General features: G+C 72.8%; 20 protein-coding genes. 5 read left to right on the top strand and 15 right to left on the bottom strand.

Going from position 1 to position 24995, the window contains the following annotated elements; all coding sequences use genetic code 11:
• Window positions 1-64: 64 nt before the first annotated feature.
• The 4 genes from SMA5143A_RS08775 to lipB form a co-directional block, all read right to left on the bottom strand.
• The gene (locus SMA5143A_RS08775) at window positions 65-763 is read right to left on the bottom strand and encodes a DUF4191 domain-containing protein (RefSeq protein ID WP_055715441.1); all 699 of its coding nucleotides are present in this window, start codon (window positions 761-763) and stop codon (window positions 65-67) included.
• 299 nt (window positions 764-1062) lie between these two features.
• A complete protein-coding gene (locus SMA5143A_RS08770; RefSeq protein WP_107462337.1) occupies window positions 1063-1266 on the bottom strand; it encodes an SCO2195 family GlnR-regulated protein in 204 nt (67 codons plus the stop codon).
• 347 nt (window positions 1267-1613) lie between these two features.
• Window positions 1614-2579 carry a lipoyl synthase gene (lipA, locus tag SMA5143A_RS08765; protein WP_055537037.1) on the bottom strand — a complete coding sequence of 322 codons (966 nt, stop codon included), beginning with the start codon at window positions 2577-2579 and terminating at the stop codon, window positions 1614-1616.
• Between the two features lie 132 nt (window positions 2580-2711).
• On the bottom strand, window positions 2712-3503 hold the full coding sequence (lipB, locus tag SMA5143A_RS08760; RefSeq protein ID WP_107462336.1) for a lipoyl(octanoyl) transferase LipB: 792 nt from the start codon (window positions 3501-3503) through the stop codon (window positions 2712-2714).
• Between the two features lie 334 nt (window positions 3504-3837).
• On the opposite strand from lipB, the gene SMA5143A_RS08755 reads away from it, so the two are divergent.
• Window positions 3838-5277: a regulator gene (locus SMA5143A_RS08755; protein WP_099963954.1), complete on the top strand. Its 1440-nt coding sequence runs from the start codon at window positions 3838-3840 to the stop codon at window positions 5275-5277.
• A gap of 76 nt (window positions 5278-5353) precedes the next feature.
• On the opposite strand, the gene SMA5143A_RS08750 is transcribed toward SMA5143A_RS08755, so the two are convergent.
• Complete coding sequence (locus tag SMA5143A_RS08750) at window positions 5354-6763, bottom strand: NAD(P)/FAD-dependent oxidoreductase (RefSeq protein WP_107462335.1); 1410 nt, start codon at window positions 6761-6763, stop codon at window positions 5354-5356.
• Window positions 6764-7374: 611 nt separating this feature from the next.
• Complete coding sequence (locus tag SMA5143A_RS08745) at window positions 7375-8298, bottom strand: TIGR01777 family oxidoreductase (protein WP_107462334.1); 924 nt, start codon at window positions 8296-8298, stop codon at window positions 7375-7377.
• Between the two features lie 102 nt (window positions 8299-8400).
• Here SMA5143A_RS08745 and SMA5143A_RS08740 point away from each other — a divergent pair, with 102 nt between their 5' ends.
• Complete coding sequence (locus tag SMA5143A_RS08740) at window positions 8401-8889, top strand: GNAT family N-acetyltransferase (protein WP_107462333.1); 489 nt, start codon at window positions 8401-8403, stop codon at window positions 8887-8889.
• Window positions 8890-9040: 151 nt separating this feature from the next.
• On the opposite strand, the gene SMA5143A_RS08735 is transcribed toward SMA5143A_RS08740, so the two are convergent.
• On the bottom strand, window positions 9041-10225 hold the full coding sequence (locus tag SMA5143A_RS08735; RefSeq protein WP_107462332.1) for a MarP family serine protease: 1185 nt from the start codon (window positions 10223-10225) through the stop codon (window positions 9041-9043).
• 428 nt (window positions 10226-10653) lie between these two features.
• Here SMA5143A_RS08735 and SMA5143A_RS08730 point away from each other — a divergent pair, with 428 nt between their 5' ends.
• Complete coding sequence (locus SMA5143A_RS08730; protein WP_107462374.1) at window positions 10654-11397, top strand: peptidoglycan recognition protein family protein; 744 nt, start codon at window positions 10654-10656, stop codon at window positions 11395-11397.
• A 121-nt stretch (window positions 11398-11518) separates the two neighbouring features.
• The gene (locus tag SMA5143A_RS08725) at window positions 11519-11809 is read left to right on the top strand and encodes a hypothetical protein (RefSeq protein WP_107462331.1); all 291 of its coding nucleotides are present in this window, start codon (window positions 11519-11521) and stop codon (window positions 11807-11809) included.
• On the opposite strand, the gene SMA5143A_RS08720 is transcribed toward SMA5143A_RS08725, so the two are convergent.
• From SMA5143A_RS08720 to SMA5143A_RS08690, 7 genes are all read right to left on the bottom strand, one after another.
• On the bottom strand, window positions 11799-12317 hold the full coding sequence (locus SMA5143A_RS08720) for a DUF4240 domain-containing protein (RefSeq protein WP_107462330.1): 519 nt from the start codon (window positions 12315-12317) through the stop codon (window positions 11799-11801). The two genes, SMA5143A_RS08725 and SMA5143A_RS08720, sit on opposite strands and share 11 nt — an antisense overlap.
• 99 nt (window positions 12318-12416) lie before the next feature.
• Window positions 12417-13496: a helix-turn-helix transcriptional regulator gene (locus tag SMA5143A_RS08715; RefSeq protein ID WP_107462329.1), complete on the bottom strand. Its 1080-nt coding sequence runs from the start codon at window positions 13494-13496 to the stop codon at window positions 12417-12419.
• Between the two features lie 246 nt (window positions 13497-13742).
• Window positions 13743-16445, bottom strand: coding sequence for a pyruvate dehydrogenase (acetyl-transferring), homodimeric type (aceE, locus tag SMA5143A_RS08710; protein ID WP_107462328.1), 2703 nt, complete (start codon window positions 16443-16445; stop codon window positions 13743-13745).
• 455 nt (window positions 16446-16900) lie between these two features.
• Window positions 16901-17542 carry a GntR family transcriptional regulator gene (locus SMA5143A_RS08705; RefSeq protein ID WP_107462327.1) on the bottom strand — a complete coding sequence of 214 codons (642 nt, stop codon included), beginning with the start codon at window positions 17540-17542 and terminating at the stop codon, window positions 16901-16903.
• Window positions 17543-17799: 257 nt separating this feature from the next.
• On the bottom strand, window positions 17800-19605 hold the full coding sequence (gene sucB / locus SMA5143A_RS08700; protein ID WP_107462326.1) for a 2-oxoglutarate dehydrogenase, E2 component, dihydrolipoamide succinyltransferase: 1806 nt from the start codon (window positions 19603-19605) through the stop codon (window positions 17800-17802).
• 60 nt (window positions 19606-19665) lie between these two features.
• Window positions 19666-21054, bottom strand: coding sequence for a dihydrolipoyl dehydrogenase (gene lpdA, locus SMA5143A_RS08695; RefSeq protein WP_107462325.1), 1389 nt, complete (start codon window positions 21052-21054; stop codon window positions 19666-19668).
• Window positions 21055-21332: 278 nt separating this feature from the next.
• Window positions 21333-22871 carry a leucyl aminopeptidase gene (locus SMA5143A_RS08690; protein WP_107462324.1) on the bottom strand — a complete coding sequence of 513 codons (1539 nt, stop codon included), beginning with the start codon at window positions 22869-22871 and terminating at the stop codon, window positions 21333-21335.
• A gap of 388 nt (window positions 22872-23259) precedes the next feature.
• Here SMA5143A_RS08690 and SMA5143A_RS08685 point away from each other — a divergent pair, with 388 nt between their 5' ends.
• Window positions 23260-24069, top strand: coding sequence for an endo alpha-1,4 polygalactosaminidase (locus SMA5143A_RS08685; protein WP_107462323.1), 810 nt, complete (start codon window positions 23260-23262; stop codon window positions 24067-24069).
• Between the two features lie 57 nt (window positions 24070-24126).
• On the opposite strand, the gene SMA5143A_RS08680 is transcribed toward SMA5143A_RS08685, so the two are convergent.
• Window positions 24127-24924: an adenosylcobinamide-GDP ribazoletransferase gene (locus SMA5143A_RS08680; RefSeq protein ID WP_107462322.1), complete on the bottom strand. Its 798-nt coding sequence runs from the start codon at window positions 24922-24924 to the stop codon at window positions 24127-24129.
• Between the last annotated feature and the right edge of the window lie 71 nt (window positions 24925-24995).

Raw genomic sequence — 24995 nt, 5'->3', positions numbered from 1 at the left:
GGGGGCGCCCGGGGATTCCGGGCGCCCCCTTCGTCGTACGAGGAGTGGTGTCAGTCGGGGGAGGTCAGCGCATCTTCCCGCCGCGCGGCATGCGCATGCCCTTGGGCATCGGACCCTTGGGGAGCGGCATGTTGCTCATCAGGTCGCCCATGGCGCGGAGCCGGTCGTTGGTGGCGGTCACCTGGGGGCCGGACAGGACGCGGGGCAGCTTCAGCATGGTCGTGCGGAGCTTCTTCAGCTCGACCTGGCCCTCGCCGGTGCCCACGATCAGGTCGTGCACCGGCACGTCCACCACGATCCGGGCCATCTTCTTCTTCTCGGCGGCCAGCAGGCTCTTCACCCGGTTCGGGTTGCCCTCGGCGACCAGGACGATGCCGGCCTTGCCGACGGCCCGGTGGACCACGTCCTGGTTGCGGTTCATCGCGACCGCCGGGGTGGTCGTCCAGCCTCGGCCCACGTTGTCCAGCACCGCCGCGGCGGCACCCGGCTGGCCCTCCATCTGCCCGAACGCGGCCCGCTCGGCCCGCCGTCCGAAGACGATCGCCGTCGCGAGGAAGGCGAGCAGGAGGCCGAGGATGCCGAGATAGATGGGGTGACCGATCAAGAAACCGATCGCGAGGAAGACACCGAAGGTGATGATTCCGACAGCCGCGAGTACAAGACCGATCTTCTTGTCGGCCCTGCGGGTCATCTTGTACGTCAGAGCGATCTGCTTGAGTCGCCCGGGGTTCGCAGCGTCCGCTGCGGGTTCCTTCCTCGCCATGGCACGAAGTCTACGTGTCCGGGGAAGCGAGGACGACGGCGGTGCCGGTGGGGTCCGGTGACCGGCGACGACGCGGGGGGAGCGGCGCCGGGCGGCGGCGGTGTGCCTCGGTGGTGCGGGGTCGTGCCTGAGCGGCCACGGTGTGCGGCCTCGGTGGCCACGGTGCGACACCTGAGCGGCGGTCGCTGTGCGGCGCCTGAGCGGCCGCGGTGCGGATCGCGGTCGAGCCTTCGGGCGGTCGGCTCGTCCCCCGCTCACGGGGCCGTGGGTGGCCGGGGTGGGGCGTCAGCCGTGGTGCGTCACGAGGTGCGCGTGGAGACGGCGGCCTCGAGGACGCGCTCGGTCTCGACGCGGTCCTTGGCGCGGCGTCGGTCCTCCAGGACGGAGGTCCAGGCGTTGCGGCGGGCGGTGCGCTGGCCGCTGCTGAGGAGCAGCGACTCGACGGCACGGAGTGCATCGGTGAACGACGGGATCGCCGTGGCGCGGACGGGTGCGGCCTGCATGATGAGGTCCCCCCTAGGGATCGGGTGAGCGGGGCGGGTCTGTACCGGGTGTGAAACCAGGGTCACTGATTGGTGTTACCAGGGCGTGACCGACCGGTCAAACGCCCATGAAGCCTGGATTGGCGGCGCTCAAACGTCGACGCGGCCCTGACAGTGCCCCCATCTGGGAGAACGGTCAGGGCCGCGGACAATTGGCCATTACTGGCCAGTAGGTTCTTGTGCTCAGATTCACACGTTTGCCTGGCACTCCGTGCCACTCGACTGGCCGTACGGCGTGTCGGCGCATCGCCGCCGGGAGACGGCCTGCGGGGGCTCGGAAGTGAGCTCCCACAGGCCGAGGGGGACGGTCAGACGGCCTGCGACGCGACGTAGGTGCCGCGCTTCTCGACCGCCATCTGGTACAGCCGGCCGGCGCGGTACGAGGAGCGGACCAGCGGGCCGGACATCACACCGGAGAAGCCGATCTCCTCGGCCTCCTCCTTCAGCTCCACGAACTCGTGCGGCTTGACCCAGCGCTCCACGGGGTGGTGCCGGACGCTCGGCCGCAGGTACTGGGTGATGGTCACCAGCTCGCAGCCCGCGTCGTGCAGCTGCTTGAGCGCCTCGCTGACCTCCTCGCGGGTCTCGCCCATGCCGAGGATCAGATTGGACTTGGTGACCAGGCCGTAGTCGCGGGCCTCGGTGATGACCTTCAGGGAGCGCTCGTAGCGGAAGCCGGGGCGGATGCGCTTGAAGATGCGGGGGACGGTCTCGACGTTGTGCGCGAAGACCTCGGGGCGGGAGGCGAAGACCTCCTGGAGCAGCTCCGGTACGGCGTTGAAGTCCGGGGCGAGCAGCTCGACCTTGGTGTGGCCGCCCTCGCGGCCGGCGGTCTGCTGGTGGATCTGGCGGACCGTCTCGGCGTACAGCCAGGCGCCGCCGTCGGGGAGGTCGTCGCGGGCGACGCCGGTGATGGTGGCGTAGTTCAGGTCCATGGTGACCACGGACTCGCCGACGCGGCGGGGCTCGTCACGGTCGAGCGCCTCGGGCTTGCCGGTGTCGATCTGGCAGAAGTCGCAGCGGCGGGTGCACTGGTCGCCGCCGATGAGGAAGGTCGCCTCGCGGTCCTCCCAGCACTCGTAGATGTTGGGACAGCCGGCTTCCTGGCAGACCGTGTGCAGGCCCTCGCTCTTCACGAGCTTCTGCATCGCGGTGTACTCGGGACCCATTTTCGCCCGGGTCTTGATCCACTCGGGCTTGCGCTCGATGGGGGTCTGGCTGTTGCGGACCTCCAGGCGCAGCATCTTGCGTCCGTCGGGTGAGACTGCGGACACATCGGCTCCCTGTAGCTTCGATTCTTCGGCGCACCCCAGGGTACGCCCGTGCTGTTGTCGCTCCCCGAGGTGGGCAACCTTCGGCTCTCGGGTCGCATTCCCCGGGCGGCGGGCCCCCGGCCCGCCGGGACCTCACGCCGACGCGCGTTCCACGACCCTCGGCCGGAGGTCCGCGTTCTCCAGTACCTCCCGCAGGTGCTTCTCGGCGACCGGGAGGACCTCGGCGATCGTGATGTCGCGACCCAGCTCCGTCGCGAGGGACGCGACGCCCGCGTCGCGGATCCCGCAGGGGATGATCCGGTCGAACCAGCGGTTGTCGGGGTTCACGTTCAGCGCGAAGCCGTGCATCGTGACGCCCTTCGCCACCCGGATCCCGATCGCCGCGATCTTGCGGTCCTCGCGCCGCTGCCCCGCGTTGGAGGGCGCGTATTCGGGACCGTTGAGCCGGGGGTCGAACTCGTCGTCGTGCATCCGGGGGTCGAGGTCCAGGGAGAGACCGCCGAGACGCTGCTCGACGGGGTCGCCCAGCACCCACACCCCGCTGCGGCCCTCCACCCGCGTCGTCTCCACGCCGAACTCGGCGCACGTGCGGATCAGGGCCTCCTCCAGGCGGCGCACATGGGCCACGACGTCCACCGGGCGCGGCAGCTTCTGGATCGGGTACCCGACGAGCTGGCCCGGCCCGTGCCAGGTGATCTTGCCGCCGCGGTCCACGTCAATGACGGGCGTGCCGTCCAGGGGGCGCTCGTTGTCGGCCGTGCGCCGGCCGGCCGTGTAGACGGGCGGGTGCTCCAGGAGCAGCACGGTGTCGGGGACCTCGTCGACGAAGCGCGCCGCGTGCACCCGGCGCTGCTCGTCCCAGGCCTCCTGGTACTCGACGGCCTCCGTGCCGAACCCCATGCGGACGAACCGCAACCCACTCACGGCAAGCGCCTCCCTCGGCGGTACGGCCGTGCGGCGGTACCGCGATAGCTCTGTCAGGCGCGTGGCGCGCCCACGCCACTGTACGACCGTAGGACCGCGCGATGTTCGACGGCCGTCCCAGCGGCGCACGGGGCGGCGACCGCCGGCGTACGCCGCGCCTTCGCCCCGTCAGCCATGCGGCCAATCCTCACACGATCGGATGAACCGACGCGGAAGTGTGCGATCGGGCGCTTACTCTCCGCTACATTCACGCCGTTCACAAGGCCGCAAAGGCTTCTCACCAGGCAATCCGGGCACCGCGCCGACACCCGGAAGGCAGGAGACCGCACCGCAGATGACGGAACGACCCGCGCAGCGCACCCCCAACCGCCAGCTCGCCGCCCTCATCGCAGAAGCGGGGTTCTCCAACGCGGGACTAGCGCGTCGTGTGGACCAGCTCGGTCTCGAACACGGCCTCGATCTCAGATACGACAAGACCTCGGTCACCCGCTGGCTGCGAGGCCAGCAGCCGAGGGGCACCACGCCCGCGCTCATCGCCGAGGTGTTCACCCGCCGCCTCGGCCGCAGGCTCACCGCACAGGACCTCGGGCTCGACGCCTGCGCCCCCGTGTACGCGGGGCTGGAGTTCGCCGCGACCCCCGAGGAGGCCATCGACATCGTCAGCGGTCTGTGGCGCAAGGACTCCGGCAGCCACGCCGAACTGCGGAAGATCGCCTTCACCCCGGCCGGACTCGTCGTCCCCAGCCGGGACTGGCTGATCGGCCGCGCCGACGACCGGGTGGGCCGGGGCGACCCGGCCGCCACCCGCGTCCCCCCGCAGGGCCGCCCGGCCGTCCCCCGGCAGCGCAGCCAGACCGAGCGCGGCCCCGGCCAGAAGGTCACCTCCGGGGACATCGCCGCCCTCCGCTCGGTCGGCGAACTCTTCCGCGCCCTCGACAACGCCTACGGCGGAGGCCACGCCCGCCAGGCCCTCGTGCGCTACCTGGAGCACGAGGCCGAGCCGATGCTGCGCGGCGCCTACGGCGAACAGGTGGGCCGACGGCTCTTCGCGGCCGCCGCCGACCTCACCCGCCTCGCCGGCTGGACCTCGTACGACATCGGCGCCCACGGGCTCGCCCAGCGGTACTTCGTGCAGGCGCTGCGCCTGGCGCAGGCGGCGGGCGACCGGGCGTACGGGGCGTACGTCCTCATCACGATGAGCCGGCAGGCGGTCTACCTGGGGCACGGACGGGAGGCCGTGCAGCTCGCGCGCGTCGCCCAGCAGGGCGTCGGGTCCGCCGTGCCGCCGGTCGTGCAGTCGCTGCTGCACGCCGTCGAGGCCCGCGGGCACGCGGTCCTCGGTGAGGTACGGGCCTCCACGGCTGCGCTGGTCCGCGCCGAACGGGCCCTGGAGGCCGCCCGCCCCGGCGACGAGGTCCCCTACTGGGCGCGCTTCTTCGACGAGGCCCAGCTCGCCGACGAGTTCGGGCACAGCCACCGCGACCTCCAGCAGTACCGCGCCGCCGCCCAGCATGCCGAGCGGTCGCTCCAGCTGAGGGCGCCCGCCTTCGCCCGCAGCCGCCTGTTCTGCCGGGTGGTGCTCGCCTCCGCCCGCCTCGGGCTCGGTGAGCTGGACCAGGCCTGCCAGTTGGGCGCGGAGGCCGCCGGGCAGGCCGCGGAGATGCGTTCGGTGCGCGCCGTGGAGTACGTCCGCGACTTCGAGCGCCGTCTGGAGCCGTACCGGGACGCCGCCCCGGTGAGGGGCTACCGGGACAAGGTGGCCGCTCTGGGTTAGGAGGCGTGCGGCGGCCCCTGTGCCGCACGCTCAGGGGCGCCCGGAGACCCTCCGGGCGCCCCTCGCCGTGCCTCGGTCAGGCGGCCGTCTCGAGGGCCTCCTCCATGGGTGTCGGGTGGGCGTCCAGGTCCGTGAGGACGGCGTGGGCGGCCCGGCGCGCCGAGTGGAGGGCGCCCTGGACGGTGCTGGTGTCCCGGTGGTCGCCGCAGACGTACAGACCGGCCAGCAGCCGCACCGGGCGCCGCAGGTCGTGCGGCGCGGGCATCGCGGGCACGGCCTCGGGCTCGTGATGGACCGCCAGCAGCTCCCACCGGGCCGTGGACGTGCGGTACAGCCGGGCCAGTTGGGCGCGGACGGTGGCGTCCAGATGGGCCGCGTCCGGCGGTGTGCCGAGCACCGTGGAGGTGATGAGGGCGCGGCCCGCCGGTGCCCGGGTCGGGTCGACCTGGCTGATGACCGCCGTGTGAGAGACGGGGCCGCCCCGGTCGGCGTCGAGGATCAGCGCCCCCTCGCCCGGCGGGAGTTCGTCGGTGGCGTGGTGCAGCACGGTCACCGGGTGGAAGTCCGGTACGCGCAGCCCCGGCAGCAGCTCGGCCGCGGACCGGGCGTCCGTGGCCAGGACCACGGCCCGGCAGGGGAGTTCACCGTGGTCGGCCGTCGTCACCGAGGTCGTGCTGATCGCGGTGGCCCTGACCCCGGTACGGACGGTGCCCGGCGGCAGGGCCGCGGCGAGCAGTTCCGGGAGGGTGTCGGCGCCGCCCTCCGGCAGGCACAACCGGCCCGTCGCGAAGGCGTGCAGGGCCAGATCGGCACAGCGGCTGGAGGTCCGCAGGGCCGGGTCCGCGAGCAGGGCGGCCAGCAGGGGCCGTACGAAACCGTCGATCGTCCGGGGCGGGAAGCCTCGGGTCGCGAGGGCTTCGGCGATCGGGAGCTCCACGCGGGTGGCGAGCCGTTCCGGCGCGGTCGCGGCCAGTCGGGCCAGCGCCATGGCCAGCCGGGACTGGTCGGCCGGGGCGCCCAGCCGGCCCGGCCGGACACCCGCCGGCCGGGCCTGGAGGCGGCCCTGTGCGCGGCCTCCGTTCCGGGGCAGCCTGGGGGCGCTTGCGAGGGCGCGCGCGGCTGTGAGTGCGCCCCTTGCGCTCCGTAGGGGCGGGGTGGCGCCGGCCCGGTGGTGGTGACCGTCGGCGTACAGCAGGACTCCCGGGGCGAACGGGCGCAGGGGCAGGGTGTCCAGGCCCGGCGTGCGGCGCAGTTCGGGGTAGGACGTGCAGAGCAACTGGGCGGTGCGGTCGAGGCGGAAGCCGTCGATCTTCTCGGTCGACATCCGGCCGCCGATGGCGGGCGCGGCCTCCAGGACGGTGGTCGTCAGACCCGCCCTGGTCAGATGTCCGGCCGCGGCGAGGCCGGCCACGCCGGCTCCGACGACGATGACGTCCACGGTCTCCGTGTCCGCTGAGTACGTCGATTGGTACACCGACTCAAGCACGTGCCCCTCCCGAGGTCGCGCGGCTGCTGGGGACGTCATGCCCTCAACCGCCTTCTGGAATACCTGAGTTCGGGACGAGGGTGCGGTTCTCGGCGCTGACCGGGGAAGTCGCGCGCGACCCTCGCACGGGGGCATGCCGGGAAGGTGCGTGCGCCCGGCGTCCCCGCGACGCCTCCCTGGTCCCACCCCCACCGGCTCGGCCGGGGGGCCGGTGCGGTGCGGACCCGGGAGGCCGGGGGCTCGCGATGAGGGTCCGCGCCGGCCCCTGGCGAGCCCCGGAAGCGCCGGGCACAAGCCCGGTCCCTCCGTGGGGCGCTGGGCGCAAGCCCGGTCCGCCCGTGGGGTGCTGGGCGCAAGCCCGGTCCGCCCGTGGGGTGCTGGGCGCAAGCCCGGTCCGCCCGTGGGGTGCTGGGCGCAAGCCCGGTCCGCCCGTGGGGTGCTGGGCGCGAGCCCGGTCCGCCCGTGGGGTGCCAGACAACAACCTGTCCGCCCAGGGGCGCCGGCCGCGACCCGGTCCGCCCAGGGCGCCGGCCGCGACCCGGTCCGCCCAGGGCGCCGGCCGCGACCCGGCCGCGCCCAGGCACCGGGCGTCGCGTGCGGTCGGGGTCGCCTCAGTCCGTCTCGGCCGCGCGGATCGCCGCCTCGATGTCCGGGTGCGTGAACACGAAGCCCGACTCCAGGAGCCGGGTCGGTACGGCGCGCGTACTGCCGAGGACGTCGGACGAGACCCCGCCGAGGGCGAGGCGGAGGGCGGCCGCGGGCACGGGGAGGAGCGTGGGCCGACGCAGCACCCGGCCCATCGCCGCCGTGATCTCCGCGTTGGTCCTCGGGCTGGGCGCCGTCAGATTGAACGGCCCGGACAGCGACGGCGTCTCCATGAGGTGGCGCAGCGCCGCGACCTCGTCATGGAGGGAGATGAAGCTCCAGTACTGCCGCCCGTCGCCCATCCGTCCACCCACCCCGGCCTTGAACAGCGGGAACAGCGGCCCCCACGCGCCCCCGCCGCGCGCCACGACCAGCCCGGTCCGCGCGAACACCGTCCGCACACCGGCGTCCGCCGCGGGCTTCGCCGCCGCCTCCCACTCCACGCACACCGACGGCAGGAACCCCGCCCCGGCCGGCGCCAACTCGTCCACCACCCGGTCGCCCGTGTCGCCGTAGAACCCGATCGCGCTGCCGGCGACGAAGACGCTCGGCGGTGCGTCCAGGGAGGCGACGGCCTCGGCGAGCACCTTCGTGCCGAGCACCCGGCTGCGCCGGATCGTCTCCTTGTACGCGTCGGTCCAGCGGCGCGAGGCGACTCCCGCGCCCGCGAGGTTCACGAGGGCCGCGCACCCCTCCAGTCCGGCCGCGTCGACCTGTTGGGCCTCCGGGTCCCAGCGGACCTCGTCCGCCGAGCGCGGCGCACGCCGCACGAGTCGGCGTACCTCGTAACCGTCGGTGGTGAGGGACCGGGCCAACGCCGAACCGATCAGGCCGGACGCCCCGGCGATCACCACACGGGAACCGGGCGCCACGGGCGCATCTGTGTCCATGCCCCCCATCCTGCCCCTCCGTACGGCGAAACAACGGACCGGGCCCGCCGCGGCCGGCCGAGCCGCCGGACTGTCGCGGTGCGTCCCCGTACAGTTGTCCGTATGCCGCTTCCCCTCATACGGGTCGCGACCTCCGACGACGAGGACGCGCTCGCCCGGCTCGACCGGGCCACCTGGTCGACGCTGCACTCGGTGCAGGAACGCCCCCGGCAGCCGTACAAGCCGTTCTTCGACGACCGCTTCGGCCCCGGCGACCATCTCGTCGCGGAACTCGGCGGCGACGTGGTCGGCTACCTCCGACTGGGCCGGCCCACCTCGCTGGACTGCAACGCGCATGTCCGCCAGATCCAGGGGCTCGCCGTGGCGGAAGAGGCGCGCGGGGCCGGGGTGGCGCGGGCGCTGGTGCGGGCCGCGCTGGAGGAGGCGCGCGGCCGGGGCGCCCGGCGGCTCACCCTGCGGGTGCTCGGCCACAACACCCCGGCCAGGAAGCTGTACGAGTCCGAGGGGTTCGTGGTGGAGGGCGTCCTGCCCGAGGAGTTCCTGCTCGACGGGGCCTATGTGGACGACGTGCTGATGGGCGTCCACCTCTGACGCGACGTCACGGTGACGCCCACGCCGACGGCATGCCACCGCCCTGACCCGCGTCACAGGGGAGTGCCACCGTGCGCCGCGCATGACGGCGGGAAACCGCCCACCCCCGCACGGCGCCAACGCTCTCCAGCCCACCCTCTCCCCGGCATGCTCACGACGTGACGAGTTCCCCGGTGTCCACCGCCTTCGTCGCGTTCGCCGCGCTGTTCGCCTCGGGGGCGACCTCGTCGACCGTCAGGACGTACCCCGTCTCCGCGTCGGACGTGGAGCGGGCGAAGACGACGCCGTAGACCTGGCCCTCGGTGGTGAGGAGGGGGCCGCCGGAGTTGCCGGGGCGGACGGTGGAGCGGATCGAGTAGATCTCGCGGGTGACCGCGTCCGTGTTGTAGATGTTCCGGCCGGTCGCGTCGATGCGGCTGGCGACCGTGGCCGCCTGGAGGTCGAGCCCGCCGTCCTCCGGGTACCCGGCGACGACCGCCGCGTCACCCCGAGAGGCGGTGTCGTCGAAGCGGAGGACCGGCGCCTCCAGACCCGGCACATAGAGCACCGCGACATCCTTCTCCGGGTCGAAGAGCACGACCCGCCCCTCGAACGCCCGGCCCACGCCGCCCACCCGCACACTCGGGTCGTCGATGCCCGCCACCACGTGCGCGTTCGTCATCACGTGCTCGCGCGCGTACACGAAGCCGCTGCCCTCGCGGCCCTGCGTCCCCGCGACGCCCTCGATCTTGACCGTGCTGCGCTTGGCGGCGTTCGTCGCCGCGGCCGTCACACTGTCCCCGGAGGGCTTGGCGACCTCGGCCGTCGCCTCGTTCTCGAACGGGTTGAAGACCTGCGGGAAACCCGCCTCGGTCAGCGCGGACGTGGCGTTGGAGAACCAGGTCGGAGTGGTGTCCGGCATGGTGTTCTGCACGGCGCCCAGCAGCGCGGAGTTGCGGATCGAGTTGGTCACCAGCGGCGACGAGGACGCCCCGAGGACGCTCGCGGCCACCCACGCCACGATGAGCACGGCGATCGAATTGGCCGCCGCCCCGCCTATGCCGTCGGCCACGCGCAGCGGGCTGCGGTCTATCTCGCGGCGCAGCCGCAGCGCCAGCCGGCCCGCCAGTTCGTGCCCGATCACACCCGGCACCAGCACGGTGAGCACCGCCGTGACCGTCGCCGCGGGGGTGCCCGGCTCGACCAGCTCCATCATCCACGGCAGGATCCACACGCCCACCACCGCGCCGCCCACGAAACCGGCGAGGGACACACATCCCGCTACCAGGCCGCGACGGTAACCGGACGCCGCGTAGGCCAGGATCACCAGCATCAGCAGGATGTCGAGCACGTCCACTCCAGCGCCTCTCTCTTTCGGGACCCAGTAGTACGCGTGGGGTGGGCGCAGTGATCAGTCACGCCCGCACGGCACGCCGGTGGCGTGCGGGAATCGGCCACCGGTACGCCCGTCCGCCTGAATCGTGAAAACGACCCGGACCGGGACGATGGTTCCAATCCGTTCACCCGGGTGGCGCAACCCACAGGGCGGCGGGGGCGCATCGGAGTGAGGCTCGGTGCATGCGTGTGTTCCGGAAGTCGCGGGGATCGCCACGACGTCGGCCACTCCGTGCGGGGCGGCGCCGAACACGGACTCCGCGCGGCCTCACGGTCGCGCGAATACGGGGTCCGCGCGGCGCCACCGCCGCGCGGACCGCACCCGCCCCCCGGCCCGCCCGCCACCGGGGCACCCGGCGAGGGCTCCCCCGCCCGTCGCGCCCCGTCCTCCTGGCGCTGGCCTGTCTGCCCGGTGTCGCCGCCGTCCTCGCGCTGGTGCTGTGCGCGATCGGCGTGGACGGCTCGGGCGGCCGGGCTCCCAGCCCCGTGGCGGCCCGGCCCTCCCAGTCGCACAAGACGCACCAGGCACCCCGGCCGCCCATCGTGCCGAGGAGCCGCTGGCTCGCCGGGGACGGCCGCAGCCAGCCGCCCGCACGCTACGACGACCAGGTCGCCGCCGTCTTCATCCATCACACGGACTCACCGAACGGCTACGACTGCGCCGACGCGCCCCGCATCATCCGCTATCTGTACGCCGGCCAGACCGGCACCCGGGAGTGGGACGACATCGGCTACAACTTCGTGGTCGACCGCTGCGGCACCATCTACGAGGGCCGTGCGGGCGGCGTCGACCGCCCCGTCACCGGCGCCCACACCCAGGGCTTCAACCACCGCACGGCTGGTATCGCCGCCCTCGGCACCTTCACCGCCGGTGTCCCCGTCCCCCGGGCCATGACCGACGCGATCGCCGCCCTCGTCGCCTGGAAACTCGGCCTCTCCGACAGCGACCCGCGCGGCAGTGTGCGCCTCACCTCCAGCAACAGCCGCAGCCGCTACGCCGCCGGGACCACCGTCCTGCTGCCCACCCTCGCGGGCCACAGCGACGGCTACATGACCAGCTGCCCGGGCGCGGCCCTCGCCGAACGCCTGCCCGCCATCAGGGAACTGGCGGCCCGTCTCCAGGGCCGGTCGTGATCCCGGCCCCGCGGCCGGCCCGGATCCCGTGAGGTTCACAGACAGCCCGCCGCGGTCCCACAGACTCCTCCAAGATCCCCGCCCTACCGTCGTCGTGTCACATCGACCGGAGGTGGGGAACATGATCGGCGACCGTACGAAGAGCCCGGCGCGCGCAGGGCGGCGCACCTGGTCCGCCGCCCTGCGCGGCCCCTGGACGGTGGCCTGCGCGGCCGCCGTGGTCGTGCTCGGCCCGTCCGCCGTCACCGCCTCGGCGCTGGAGCGCGCCAACTCGGCCCCGCCGCACGGGGCGTCCGCGCCCGCACACCCGGCACGCGGCCACGAGGGGGAACACCAGGAGCCCCGGACGTACACCGCCGAGCAGACCCCCGCCTGTCTGCCGCGCACCCCCAGCCGGGGCTTCAGGGCCTGAAACGCTCCCAGAGCTTCGGGTAGCGCTCGGCCAGCGCGGACTCGTCCTCGAAGTCGACCGGGGAGCCCTCCGGCTCGCCGGGCGCGGGCGGAATGCCGAGGTCCGGCGCGACGAGACCGGTGAGCTGCTCGTACGCCTCGTCGGCGGCGTACCCCAACTCCTCGCCGTCGCCGTCGATCTCCTCGTCGAAGTCGTCCAGCAGATCGGCGAGCGCGTCGGGGTCGTGCACCGCGCCCTCGAAGACCTCCCGGCCCTGGCCGATCAGCCAGCACCGGAAGAAGTCGAACGCGTCGTCGCTGACGCCGTCGAGCAGCACCCAGGCGGCGCCCCACAGGTCCCAGGTGTAGGCGCGGTTGTAGCGGGACTCGAAGTGGCGGGCGAAGTCGAGCACCGCCTCCGGGTCCAGTCGGCCGAGCCGTTCCACGAGCAGGTCGGCCTGGTCCTCCGGGTCGCCCTCGGCGTCCTCCCGGGTCGTGTCCACCAGCTCCCAGAACTCCGTCTCGTCCATCACGGGTCCAGCATCGGGCCTCAGGGGGCCGGACGCACGTGGAGGACCACGGATCGGCCACGCCCGCCGGCCCGACCCGACGGGCCCGTGCGGCCCCTCTCAGCCCTGCGCCGCTCCCCGGTACAGCTCGGCGAGCCGCCGCGCGTCCTCCGCGAAACGGCTCCGCAGGCTTTCCGGTGCCAGCACCACGACCTCGGCCCCGAGCGCCGTGAGCTGGGTGCGGGCCACGTCCTCCGACTCGACCCGGAGCGTCACGGTCGCCCAGCCGTGCGGGTCGGGGGCGTCGTCCGTCGCCGCGAGGGCGTCCCGCGCCGACACGGGATCGACGACGTGCGGCAGCCTCCGCACGCCCTCCGGGGACAGCCGTACGACGACCTCGGCGTGCAGGATCGAGCGGGAGAAACGTTCCGCCTGATGGTCCCAGTACGCCGGCAGATCGAAGTCCTCGTCACGTGTGAAGCGGGCGTCCTCGGCCTCGACGCTGCTGAACCGGTCGATGCGGTACGTACGGAAGGGAGCGGAGCGGGTGCCGGAGCCGGTGTCCGGACGGGCGTCGGGGCGGACCGGAGCCTCGCGGCCGGGGCGGGCTCCGGGGACCGAGGGGGCGGCGGAGTCGGCGACGCGGGCGCACAGGTACCAGACGCCGGCCTTGAGGACGAGACCGTACGGCTCCAGCCGCCGTTCGACCTCGGTGTCGCCCCTGCGGTAGCGCGCCGTGATCCGCCGGTCGTCCCACACGGCGTCCGCGACGACGGGCAGCAGCTCCGGGGTCTTCGGCTCCTTGAACCAGCTCGGCGCGTCGAGGTGGAACCGCTGGGACGCCGTGCGCGAGGCGTCGCGGAGGGAGGGGAGGAGGGCCGCCGACACCTTCAGGCGGGCGGCGGAGGCGGCGTCCTCCAGGCCCATCTCGCGCAGGGCACCCGGAACGCCGCTGAGGAACAGCGCCTCGGCCTCGCTGCGGGCGAGACCGGTCAGCCGGGTGCGGTAACCGCCGATCAGACGGTAGCCACCGGCCCGCCCACGATCCGCGTACACGGGGACACCGGCCTCCGAGAGGGCCTGGGCGTCCCGGGTGACCGTGCGTTCGGACACCTCCAGCTCACGGGCCAGCTCGGCGGCGGTCATGGAGGGGCGGGACTGGAGAAGCAGCACCATCTTGATGAGCCGGGCAGCGCGCATGCGTTCATCATGCCGGGCCCTCCGGGGGGAGGGCGGTGGGGGTGCGTTGTCGGGTACGGGGGGTGGGGGTTGTTCGCGCAGTTCCCCGCGCCCCTGAAGGGATGGGCCTGCGGCCCGCCCTTCATATGAAAAGCACGGGCGCAGCCCGGACGCTTTTCAGGGGCGCGGGGAACTGCGCGAGGAACCACGAACCACCCGCACCCGCCGTCCGACGGGCGCCCCCCATTCAGAAGGCGCCCCACACCCTCACAGCCCGTACTTCTCGCGGGCCTCCTTCACCGCCGCCGCCCGGGTCTCCCCCCGCTTCGCCAGCTGCGCGAGCGCCGCCACGACGATGGACTGCGCGTCGACACCGAAGTGCCGGCGGGCCGCCTCGCGGGTGTCGGAGAGACCGAAGCCGTCGGCGCCGAGGGAGGAGTAGTCCTGCTCGACCCACTGGGCGATCTGGTCGGGAACCTGGCGCATGTAGTCGGACACGGCCAGCACCGGACCCTCGGCGCCCTGGAGCGCCTGGCGGACGTACGGGACGCGCTCCTCACCGCGCAGCAGCGCCGCGTCGGCCTCCAGGGCGTCCCGGCGCAGCTCGCTCCAGGACGTCGCGGACCACACGTCGGCCGCGATCCCCCACTCCTCGGCGAGGAGCTTCTGCGCCTGAAGCGCCCAGTGGATGGCCGTACCGGAACCCAGCAGCTGGATGCGCGGGGCGTTCGCCGGGACGGTCACGCCCGCGGACTCGGCCGTGTTGAAGCGGTACAGGCCCTTGACGATGCCCTCGTCGATACCGAGACCGGCCGGCTTCGCGGGCTGCGGGAGCGGCTCGTTGTAGACGGTCAGGTAGTAGAAGACGTTCGGGTCCTCACCGGGCGCGGCCTCGCCGTACATCCGGCGCAGACCGTCCTTCACGATCGTCGCGACCTCGTAGGCGAAGGCCGGGTCGTACGTGAGGGCGGCCGGGTTGGTCGCCGCGATGACCGGCGAGTGACCGTCGGCGTGCTGGAGGCCCTCGCCCGTCAGCGTGGTACGGCCGGCGGTCGCGCCGACGAGGAAGCCGCGGCCGAGCTGGTCGCCGAGCTGCCACATCTGGTCGGCCGTGCGCTGCCAGCCGAACATCGAGTAGAAGATGTAGAACGGGATCATCGCTTCGCCGTGCGTGGAGTACGCGGTCGACGCGGCGATGAAGTCGGCCATCGAACCGGCCTCGGTGATCCCCTCGTTGAGGATCTGGCCGTTCTCGGCCTCCTTGTAGTACATCAGCTGGTCACGGTCGACCGGCTCGTACGTCTGGCCCTTGGGCGAGTAGATGCCCAGGGACGGGAAGAGGCTCTCCATGCCGAAGGTGCGGGCCTCGTCGGGGACGATCGGCACCCAGCGCCTGCCCGTCTCCTTGTCGCGGACCAGGTCCTTGATCAGGCGGACGAAGGCCATGGTGGTGGCCACGTTCTGGGAGCCGGAGCCCTTGTCGAAGGAGGCGAAGGCCTTCTCGGCGGGGGCGGGCAGCGGCGCCACCGGGTGGACGCGGCGGGCCGGCGCGGGGCCGCCGAGGGCGGCGCGGCGCTCCTGGAGGTAGCGGACCTCGGCGGAGTCGGCGCCCGGGTGGCCGTAGGGCACGACGCCGTCGACGAAGTCGCTGTCCTTGATCGGCAGGTCGAGCAGGTCCCGCATCGTCTTGAACTCGTCCACCGAGAGCTTCTTCATCTGGTGGTTGGCGTTCTTCGACGCGAAGCCCTCGCCGAGGGTGTGGCCCTTGACGGTCTGGGCCAGGATCACTGTCGGCGCGCCCTTGAACTCGACGGCGGCCCTGTACGCGGCGTACACCTTGCGCGCCTCGTGACCACCGCGGGAGAGGTGGAAGCACTCCAGGATCTTGTCGTCGCTCAGCAGCTTCGCCATCTCGACGAGCGCCGGGTCCTTGCCGAAGAAGTCCTGGCGGATGTAAGCGGCGTCGCGGGTCTGGTACGTCTGCACCTGCGCGTCCGGTACCTCGCGCAGCCGGCGCACGAGCGCGCCGGTGGTGTCGAGCTGGAACAGCTCGTCCCAGGCCGAGCCCCACAGGCTCTTGATCACATTCCAGCCGGCGCCGCGGAACTGGGCCTCCAGCTCCTGCACGATCTTGAAGTTGGCCCGGACCGGGCCGTCGAGGCGCTGAAGGTTGCAGTTGATGACGAAGGTCAGGTTGTCCAGGCCCTCGCGGGAGGCGAGCGCGAGTGCCGCCGTCGACTCGGGCTCGTCCATCTCGCCGTCGCCGAGGAACGCCCAGACGTGGGAGGCCGAGACGTCCTTGATGCCGCGGTTGGTGAGATAGCGGTTGAAGCGCGCCTGGTAGATGGCGGAGAGCGGGCCGAGGCCCATGCTCACCGTCGGGAACTCCCACAGCCAGGGCAGACGCCGCGGGTGCGGGTACGACGGGAGGCCGTTGCCCGCGGACTCGCGGCGGAAGTTGTCGAGGTGGGCCTCGTTCAGCCGGCCGTCGAGGAAGGCGCGGGCGTAGATGCCGGGGGAGGCGTGGCCCTGGATGTAGAGCTGGTCGCCGGAACCGTCGGCTTCCTTGCCCTTGAAGAAGTGGTTGAAGCCCGTCTCGTAGAGCCAGGCGGCGGAGGCGAAGGTGGCGATGTGGCCGCCGACGCCGTACTTGGAGCCGCGGGTCACCATCGCGGCCGCGTTCCAGCGGTTCCACGCGGTGATGCGGCGCTCCAGCGCCTCGTCACCGGGGACGCCCGGCTCGGCGGCGGTGGGGATGGTGTTGACGTAGTCCGTCTCGAGCAGCTTGGGCAGCGCGATGCCGTTGCCCTCGGCGCGCTCCAGGGTGCGACGCATCAGGTACGCGGCACGGTGCGGGCCGGCCGCCTTGGTGACGGCGTCCAGCGAGGCCTGCCATTCGGCGGTCTCCTCCGGATCCCGGTCGGGGAGCTGGTCGAGCGCGCTCGGCTGGATGGCGTTGGGGTCGGTCATTGCGCCGCCTTCCTCAGTCGAAGGGGGTTCCCTCATCGGTAAGGGTTCGGGGGTGCCCTTGGTCTTTGGCAGGACAGGGCTGGGGCTTCGGTGGAAGCCCGTCGGCGACTGTAACCCGCTGATCGATGATCGATCAAAGGGTTCTTGAGCAAAACCTCTTGATCACGAGAAAGTCGGCACGGGGTGCCTTCGGCGGAGACACCGGGTGCCGTGGTGGGGCGGGGTTTTCGCAGGTGGGGCGGCGTTTGAGCGGGGGTGCGCCCAATAGATCGGGGGGTGTGGGGTGCGTGGGGCGGGTGCGGGTGGGTGGGGGTTGCTCGCGCAGTTCCCCGCGCCCCTGAAGGGAACGGGCCTACGGCCCGCCCTTCATGAAAAGCACGGACCGGCAGTCGGCAACGGTCCCCGACACCCACTCACCGGCGGCCGAAAACGAGCGCCCGGTCGCCCCGGAACCGCTACGCCGGCTCGTCGTCGGTGTGCGGGGCGCAGCCCAGGACGTGGGACTTGACCAGGTCCGCGATCCGCGGATCCCGGCGGCGGAACGCGGCGACCAACTCCTCGTGCTCCTCCGCGTACGACTGCTGCACCGTGCCGAGCCAGCGAATGCTGAGCGCCGTGAAGACCTCGATGCCGAGGCCCTCCCAGGTGTGCAGCAGGACGGAGTTGCCGGCGGCCCGGACCAGCTCGCGGTGGAAGGCGACGGTGTGCCGTACCTGGGACGTGCCGTCGGCGTTGCGGTCCGCCTCGTAGAGCGCGGCGACATGCGGCTCGAGGGCCGAGCAGTCCCCCGCCAGCCGCTCGGCCGCCAGCTCCGCAGCGATCGCCTCCAGACCGGCCCTGACCGGGTAACTCTCCTCCAGATCGGCCGCCGTGAGGTTCCGCACCCGTACGCCCTTGTTCGGCGCGGACTCGATCAGCCGCAGCGACTCCAGCTCGCGCAGCGCCTCCCGCACCGGCGTCTGGCTGACCTCCAGCTCCGTCGCGATGCGCCGCTCCACGATCCGCTCACCCGGCTTCCAGCGCCCGCTCACGATCCCCTCCACGATGTGCTCGCGGATCTGTTCGCGCAGCGAGTGGACGACGGGCGCGGTGGTCATGCGGGCTCCTTCGGCGGGGGACTGAGCCCCAAGGGCGTTGACCCATAGACAATAAAGCCGCGACGCCGACCATGAGGGGCGCACGGGGGCGCTTTCTCGCAGGTGAGACGAGACTTACACGCTCCCATGACGGCCCCGTCTGTAAAGACCCGTACCGGCCGAGCTGCGAAGCCCCTACGCGACGTGCCGCCCCGGGAAAACAGCGGTGCCCGCCCGGAAGCTCCGGACGGGCACCGTCGTACTGCGGTGGTGGACCCTTACAGGCCGAGCTCGACCTCGAACTCGCCCGCCTCCAGGATCGCCTTGACCGCCGTCAGGTAACGGGCCGCGTCGGCGCCGTCGACCAGACGGTGGTCGTAGGAGAGGGTCAGGTAGGTCATGTCGCGGACGCCGATGACCGTGCCCTCCTCCGTCTCGATCACGGCGGGGCGCTTGACCGTGGCGCCGATGCCGAGGATCGCGACCTGGTTCGGCGGCACGATGATCGTGTCGAAGAGCGCGCCGCGCGAGCCGGTGTTGGAGATGGTGAAGGTCGCCCCGGACAGCTCGTCCGGAGTGATCTTGTTGGCCCGGACCTTGCCCGCCAGGTCGGCGGTGGCCTTGGCGATGCCGGCGATGTTGAGGTCGCCCGCGTGCTTGATGACCGGGGTCATCAGGCCCTTCTCGGAGTCCACGGCGATGCCGACGTTCTCCGTGTCGAAGTAGGTGATCGTGCCCTCGGCCTCGTTGATCCGGGCGTTGATGGCCGGGTGGGCCTTCAGCGCCTGGGCCGCCGCCTTCACGAAGAACGGCATCGGGGAGAGCTTCACACCCTCGCGGGCCGCGAAGGAGTCCTTCGCCTTGGCACGCAGCTTCATCAGACGGGTCACGTCGACCTCGACGACCGAGGACAGCTGCGCCTGCTCGTGCAGCGCCTTGACCATGTTGTCGCCGATGACCTTGCGGATGCGCGGCATCTTGATGGTCTGGCCGCGGAGGGGGGACGCCTCCAGGACCGGGGCCTTCTTCGACGCGGCGGCGGCCGGAGCCGCGGCGGCCGGGGCCGGGGCGGCGGCAGCGGCCTTCGCGGCCTCGGCGGCGGCGATGACGTCCTGCTTGCGGATACGACCACCGACACCGGTGCCCTTGACGGACGCCAGGTCGACACCGTTCTCCGCGGCGAGCTTGCGGACCAGCGGGGTCACGTACGCACCCTCGTCCGTCGCCTTGGCGGCGGCCGGGGCGGCGGCGGCCGGAGCCGGGGTCACCGGGGCGGGCGCCGGAGCGGGGGCGGCCGGGGCAGCGGCGGCGGGCGCCGGGGCCGGCGCGGCGGGGGCGGCCGGCGCGGGGGCCGGAGCCGCGGGGGCGGCCGGGGCGGGCGCGGGGGCAGCCGGGGCCGGGGCCTCGGCGGCGGGCGCCGGAGCCGGGGCGGCCGGAGCCGGAGCGGCGGCCGGGGCGGCACCGGGAGCGCCGATGACGGCCAGCTTGGCGCCGACCTCGGCGGTCTCGTCCTCGCCGACCACGATCTCCAGCAGCACACCGGAGGTGGGCGCCGGGATCTCGGTGTCGACCTTGTCCGTGGAGACCTCGAGCAGCGGCTCGTCGGCCTCGACGCTGTCGCCGACCGCCTTGAGCCAGCGGGTGACGGTGCCCTCGGTGACGGACTCGCCGAGCGCGGGCAGGACCACGTCCGTGCCCTCGGCGGAGCCGGCGCCGGCGGCGGCCGCGGCGGTCGGGGCCGGAGCGGGGGCGGCCTGCTCGGTGGAGGGCGCGGCAGCGGCGGGCTCGGGCGCGGGGGCCGGAGCCTCCTCGGCGGCCGGGGCGGGGGCGGCGGCGGGCGCGCCCGTGCCGTCGTCGATCACGGCCAGCTCGGCGCCGACCTCGACCGTCTCGTCCTCGGCGACCTTGATGGACGCGAGGACACCGGCGGCGGGGGAGGGGATCTCGGTGTCGACCTTGTCGGTCGAGACCTCGAGCAGCGGCTCGTCGGCCTCGACACGCTCACCCTCGGCCTTCAGCCAGCGGGTGACGGTGCCCTCGGTGACGCTCTCGCCGAGCGCCGGAAGGGTTACGGAAACCGCCATGGTTTCTGTTGCTCCTTAACGAATTGCGGAAGTCTGGATCGTCGCTTCGTCGACCGAGGGTCAGTCGTGCGAGTGCAGCGGCTTGCCGGCCAGGGCCAGGTGGGCCTCGCCCATCGCCTCGTTCTGCGTCGGGTGGGCGTGGATGAGCTGCGCGACCTCGGCGGGCAGCGCCTCCCAGTTGTAGATCAGCTGGGCCTCGCCGACCTGCTCGCCCATGCGGTCGCCCACCATGTGGACGCCGACCACGGCACCGTCCTTGACCTGGACGAGCTTGATCTCGCCCGAGGTGTTGAGGATCTTGCTCTTGCCGTTGCCCGCGAGGTTGTACTTCAGAGCGACGACCTTGTCCGCGCCGTAGATCTCCTTGGCCTTGGCCTCGGTGATGCCCACGGAGGCGACCTCCGGGTGGCAGTACGTCACACGGGGGACACCGTCGTAGTCGATCGGGACGACCTTCAGACCGGCCAGACGCTCCGCCACCAGCATGCCCTCGGCGAAGCCGACGTGCGCGAGCTGGAGCGTCGGCACCAGGTCACCGACGGCGGAGACGGTCGGGACATTCGTCCGCATGTACTCGTCGACCAGGACGTAGCCGCGGTCCATGGCGACGCCCTGCTCCTCGTAGCCGAGACCGGCGGAGACCGGACCGCGGCCGACGGCGACGAGCAGCAGCTCGGCCTCGAACTCCTTGCCGTCGGCGAGGGTGACCTTGACACCGTCCTGGGTGTACTCGGCCTTCGAGAAGAAGGTGCCCAGGTTGAACTTGATGCCGCGCTTGCGGAACGCGCGCTCAAGAAGCTTGGAGGAGTTCTCGTCCTCGACGGGGACGAGGTGCTTCAGGCCCTCGATGACCGTGACGTCCGTACCGAAGGACTTCCAGGCGGAGGCGAACTCGACGCCGATGACACCGCCGCCGAGGACGATCGCCGACTTCGGCACGCGGTCCAGGACGAGGGCGTGGTCCGAGGAGATGATGCGGTTGCCGTCGATCTCCAGGCCCGGCAGCGACTTCGGCACGGAGCCGGTCGCCAGCAGGACGTGGCGGCCCTGGACGCGCTGGCCGTTGACATCGACGGAGGTGGGGGAGGACAGCCGGCCCTCACCCTCGATGTACGTGACCTTGCGGGAGGCGATCAGCCCCTGAAGGCCCTTGTACAGACCGGAGATCACACCGTCCTTGTACTTGTGGACGGCCGGTACGTCGATGCCCTCGAAGGTGGCCTTCACACCGAACAGCTCGCTCTCGCGGGCCTGGTCGGCGATCTCGCCCGCGTGCAGCAGGGCCTTGGTGGGGATGCATCCCCGGTGCAGGCAGGTGCCGCCGACCTTGTCCTTCTCGATCAGGGCGACGTCCAGGCCCAGCTGCGCCCCGCGCAGGGCCGCGGCGTAACCACCGCTACCACCGCCGAGGATCACTAGGTCGAAAACGGTGCTGGCGTCGTTCGCCACGTCACGTCCTCCATGCATGTGCGCCGTACGCCGGTCTCCAGTGACCGGGCGGCGGCTGGTGTCCGGCCGCTCTTCTTCGGCCCTGTGGTGGGGGCCCTGTCCTGCCGAGCCCCATCTTCGCACTTGTCGGGAGGGAACGAGACGCCGGGCCGGGGTGTGAGACACCACACGCTCACATGTGACGGGGCCGAACGCCGAAGGGGCGCGGGCGACCGCGCGACCGGCCACAGCCGGACCGCGGTCGCCCACGCCCCTCGGATGTCGTGCGGTGGCGGACGTCAGCCCAGGTCACCCGCGGCGGCCCGCTCGGCCAACCGCACCAGCGTCCGCACCGCGGAACCCGTACCGCCCTTGGGGGTGTACCCGAACGGGCCGCCCTCGTTGAACGCCGGACCCGCGATGTCGAGGTGCGCCCACGTGATGCCCTCGCCCACGAACTCCTTCAGGAACAGGCCGGCGACGAGCCCGCCGCCGTACCGCTCGCCCATGTTCGCGATGTCGGCGGTGGGGGAGTCCATGCCCTTGCGCAGGTGGTCCGGGAGCGGCATCGGCCACGCGGCCTCGCCGACCTCCTCCGCCGCCTCGTGCACGGCGGAGCGGAACGCGTCGTCGTTCGCCATGATGCCGAACGTCCGGTTGCCCAGCGCCAGCATCATCGCCCCGGTCAGCGTCGCCACGTCGACGATCGCGTCCGGCGCGTCCTCCGACGCCTTGGCGAGCGCGTCGGCCAGCACCAGCCGGCCCTCGGCGTCGGTGTTCAGCACCTCCACCGTCTTGCCGCTGTACATGCGCAGCACGTCACCCGGCCGGGTGGCGGTGCCGGACGGCATGTTCTCGGCGAGGGCGAGCCAGCCGGTGACGTTGACCTCCAGGCCGAGCCGCGCGGCGGCGACGACCGCGGCGAACACGGCGGCGGCACCGCTCATGTCGCACTTCATCGTCTCGTTGTGCCCGGCGGGCTTCAGAGAGATGCCGCCCGAGTCGTAGGTGATGCCCTTGCCGACGAACGCCAGGTGCTTCGTGGCCTTCGCGTGGGTGTAGGTCAGCTGCACCAGCCGGGGCGTGGCGGCGGAGCCCGCGCCGACGCCGAGGATGCCGCCGTAGCCGCCCTTGGCGAGCGCCTTCTCGTCGAGCACGGTCACCTTGATGCCGTGTTCCTTGCCGGCGCCCTGCGCGATCGCGGCGAACGCCGCCGGGTCGAGGTCGTTCGGCGGGGTGTTGATCAGGTCGCGGGCGCGGTTGAGTTCCTCGGCGACCGCGACGGCGCGCTCGACGGCGGCCTTGTGGGCGCGGTCGCGCGGCTTGGCGCCGAGCAGCGCCACCTCGGCGAGCGGGGCCTTGCCGCCCTTGGCCTTGGCGCCGTCCTTGGCCTGACGGCCGTTCTCCTTGTAGGTGTCGAACGAGTACGCGCCGAGCAGCGCGCCCTCGGCGACGGCACCCACGGCGTCGGTGTCGGCGAGCGGCAGGGCGAACGCCGCCTTCTTCGAGCCGGCCAGGGCACGGGCCGCGGCACCGGCCGCCCGGCGCAGCGTCTCCGCGCCGAACGAGCCGTCCTTGTCGGGCTCCGCTCCCAGGCCCACCGCCACCACGAGCGGCGCCTTGAAGCCGGACGGGGCGGGCAGCTTCGTCACCTCGCCCTCGGCGCCCGAGGCGCCGAGGGTCTCCAGGAGGCCGGCCAGCCTGCCGTCGTACGCCTTGTCCACGGTCTCGGCACCCGGGGCAACGACCGGGCCCTTGGCGCCCTTCGCGACACCGACCACGATCGCGTCGGCGCGGAGGCCGGACGCGGCGGCGGTGCTGAGAGTGAGAGCAGTCACGGTGGTGAAATCTCGCTTCCGATTGAGTTTTGGGTAGCCGAACGGATCGGGTCGACGTGCCGGGCACGAGCCTAGGCCCTTGTTCGGTCCGTCGGATCTGGGGCGCGGGGGCCGGTTCCGCACCGGCCGGCCGGACGGCGTTCGCTGCCACCAGCCTCCCTGACTTTCCGCCCGGCCCATGCAGGGAGATCCCCATGACTTCGGCATAGGGGGAACCCTTGTCACGGGTAGCCGATGTCGGTCACTCGTGCGGACGGTGGTCACGGGCCACGAACGAGCCACGGCCCGCGGCGTGGTGCCGACGTCGCACAGCGGGAGGTCGGTGCGTGCGGGTGCGGGTCGGCGATCATCCTTGGAGTATGTTGCCGCCCGCCCCGGAGCCCTTGCTATGAGACGCGCCCCCGCCCGCAGCGCCCTGTTGACCCTGCTCCTGCTGGTCGGGGGCTGCGCCGCCGCCCCCGACGACAAGCCGGGCGCGGACGCCGGCCCGAGGACGGGCGACCGGTGGCGGCCGAAGCCCGGCACGGACTGGCAGTGGCAGTTGAGCGGGCGCCTGGACACCTCGGTCGACGTGCCCGTGTACGACATCGACGGCTTCGACCACTCCGCGGAGACCGTCGACGGCCTCCACGACGACGGCCGCAAGGTCATCTGCTATCTGTCCACCGGCGCCTGGGAGGACTGGCGTCCGGACGCCGACGAGTTCCCCGAGTCGGTGATCGGCAGGGGCAACGGCTGGGAGGGGGAGCGCTGGCTCGACATCCGCCGCCTCGACGTCCTCGAACCGCTGATGGCCGCCCGGATCGACATGTGCGCGGAGAAGGGCTTCGACGCGGTCGAGCCGGACAACATGGACGGCTACCGCAACCGGACCGGCTTCCCCCTGAAGGCCGCCGACCAGCTCCGCTACAACCGTCTCGTCGCCCGCCTCGCCCATGAACGGGGCCTGGCGGTGGGCCTGAAGAACGACCTCGACCAGATCCCCGCCCTCGTCGACGACTTCGACTTCGCGGTCAACGAACAGTGCGCCCAGTACGAGGAGTGCGACACCCTCACCCCGTTCGTCGACGCGGACAAGGCGGTCTTCCACGTCGAGTACGAGATGAAGACGGCCGACTTCTGCCCCGAGTCCCGGCGGCTGCGGCTCAGCTCCCTGCTGAAGAAGTGGGAGCTGGGGGTGTGGCGCGAGGCCTGCTGACCCCGGCGCGCGGCGGGCCGCCCCGGTCGGCCGGTCACCCGACGGCCGCCCCCGGGCTCACCCCAGGGTGAACACGACCAGCGCCGCCGTCGCCGCCGTCTCGGCCAGCCCTCCGAACACATCGCCGGTCACCCCGCCGAACCGCCGTACGCAGTGCCGCAGCAGCGACTCGGCGACGGCGCAGCCGAGGGCGACCGCGAGCACCGTACGGGCGAGGTCGTACGGCCCGAGCAGTGCGCCCGCGCCGGCCGCAGCGCACCCCACGACCGCCGTCACCAGCACCGCGCCCCGCATCGGCACGGCGCCCGCCACCGCGGCCCCCAGCCCCTCGGGCCGGGCGGCCGGAACGCCGGTGCGGGCGGCCAGGGTCAGGGCCAGCCGGGCGGTGGTCGCCGCGACGACGGCCGCGACCGTGCCCAGGGCCCAGGACTCCCCGTACGCCTCGGTGAGGGCGGCGACCTGGGCGAACAGGACGAGTACGAGGGTGATGACGCCGAACGGACCGATGTCCGACTGCTTCATGATCCGCAGCGCGTCCTCGGCGGGTCTGCCGCTGCCCAGCCCGTCGGCGGTGTCCGCGAGCCCGTCCAGATGCAGTCCCCGGGTGAGCACGGCCGGTACGGCGACCCCGGCCACGGCGGCGAGCAGGGGCCCCGCGCCCAGGAACAGCAGCAGCCCGCCGAGCGCGGCCGCGGCGGCGCCGACCACCAGCCCGGCGGCGGGCGCACACAGCATTCCCACCCGTGCGGCGTCGCGGTCCCACCGGGGCACCCACACCGGCAGCACGGTCAGGGTGCCGAAGGCGAAACGCAGGCCGTCGGAGAGGGTGGGCGCGGGCGCCGGGGTCGTGGACACCGGCGCAGGCTACCCGGCGGCCGGTGAGGCGAGAACGGCGCCCAGAGGGGCCGGGGAGGCCCGAACGGCAG

Source organism: Streptomyces sp. MA5143a, from assembly GCF_900290235.1.
Lineage (GTDB): Bacteria > Actinomycetota > Actinomycetes > Streptomycetales > Streptomycetaceae > Streptomyces.
Note: the sequence above shows the minus strand (reverse complement) of the source record. Positions and strands in the feature narration are given on the sequence as shown.

What these genes read in the sequence shown, in the direction of transcription:
- SMA5143A_RS08775 (WP_055715441.1), bottom strand. Translation starts at nt 763, where the DNA reads ATGGCGAGGAAGGAACCCGCAGCGGACGCTGCGAACCCCGGGCGACTC.
- SMA5143A_RS08685 (WP_107462323.1), top strand. Translation starts at nt 23,260, where the DNA reads ATGAGACGCGCCCCCGCCCGCAGCGCCCTGTTGACCCTGCTCCTGCTG.
- SMA5143A_RS08715 (WP_107462329.1), bottom strand. Translation starts at nt 13,496, where the DNA reads ATGCGCGCTGCCCGGCTCATCAAGATGGTGCTGCTTCTCCAGTCCCGC.
- SMA5143A_RS08755 (WP_099963954.1), top strand. Translation starts at nt 3,838, where the DNA reads ATGACGGAACGACCCGCGCAGCGCACCCCCAACCGCCAGCTCGCCGCC.
- SMA5143A_RS08770 (WP_107462337.1), bottom strand. Translation starts at nt 1,266, where the DNA reads ATGCAGGCCGCACCCGTCCGCGCCACGGCGATCCCGTCGTTCACCGAT.
- SMA5143A_RS08705 (WP_107462327.1), bottom strand. Translation starts at nt 17,542, where the DNA reads ATGACCACCGCGCCCGTCGTCCACTCGCTGCGCGAACAGATCCGCGAG.
- aceE (WP_107462328.1), bottom strand. Translation starts at nt 16,445, where the DNA reads ATGACCGACCCCAACGCCATCCAGCCGAGCGCGCTCGACCAGCTCCCC.
- SMA5143A_RS08740 (WP_107462333.1), top strand. Translation starts at nt 8,401, where the DNA reads ATGCCGCTTCCCCTCATACGGGTCGCGACCTCCGACGACGAGGACGCG.
- SMA5143A_RS08745 (WP_107462334.1), bottom strand. Translation starts at nt 8,298, where the DNA reads ATGGACACAGATGCGCCCGTGGCGCCCGGTTCCCGTGTGGTGATCGCC.
- SMA5143A_RS08720 (WP_107462330.1), bottom strand. Translation starts at nt 12,317, where the DNA reads ATGGACGAGACGGAGTTCTGGGAGCTGGTGGACACGACCCGGGAGGAC.
- SMA5143A_RS08725 (WP_107462331.1), top strand. Translation starts at nt 11,519, where the DNA reads ATGATCGGCGACCGTACGAAGAGCCCGGCGCGCGCAGGGCGGCGCACC.
- sucB (WP_107462326.1), bottom strand. Translation starts at nt 19,605, where the DNA reads ATGGCGGTTTCCGTAACCCTTCCGGCGCTCGGCGAGAGCGTCACCGAG.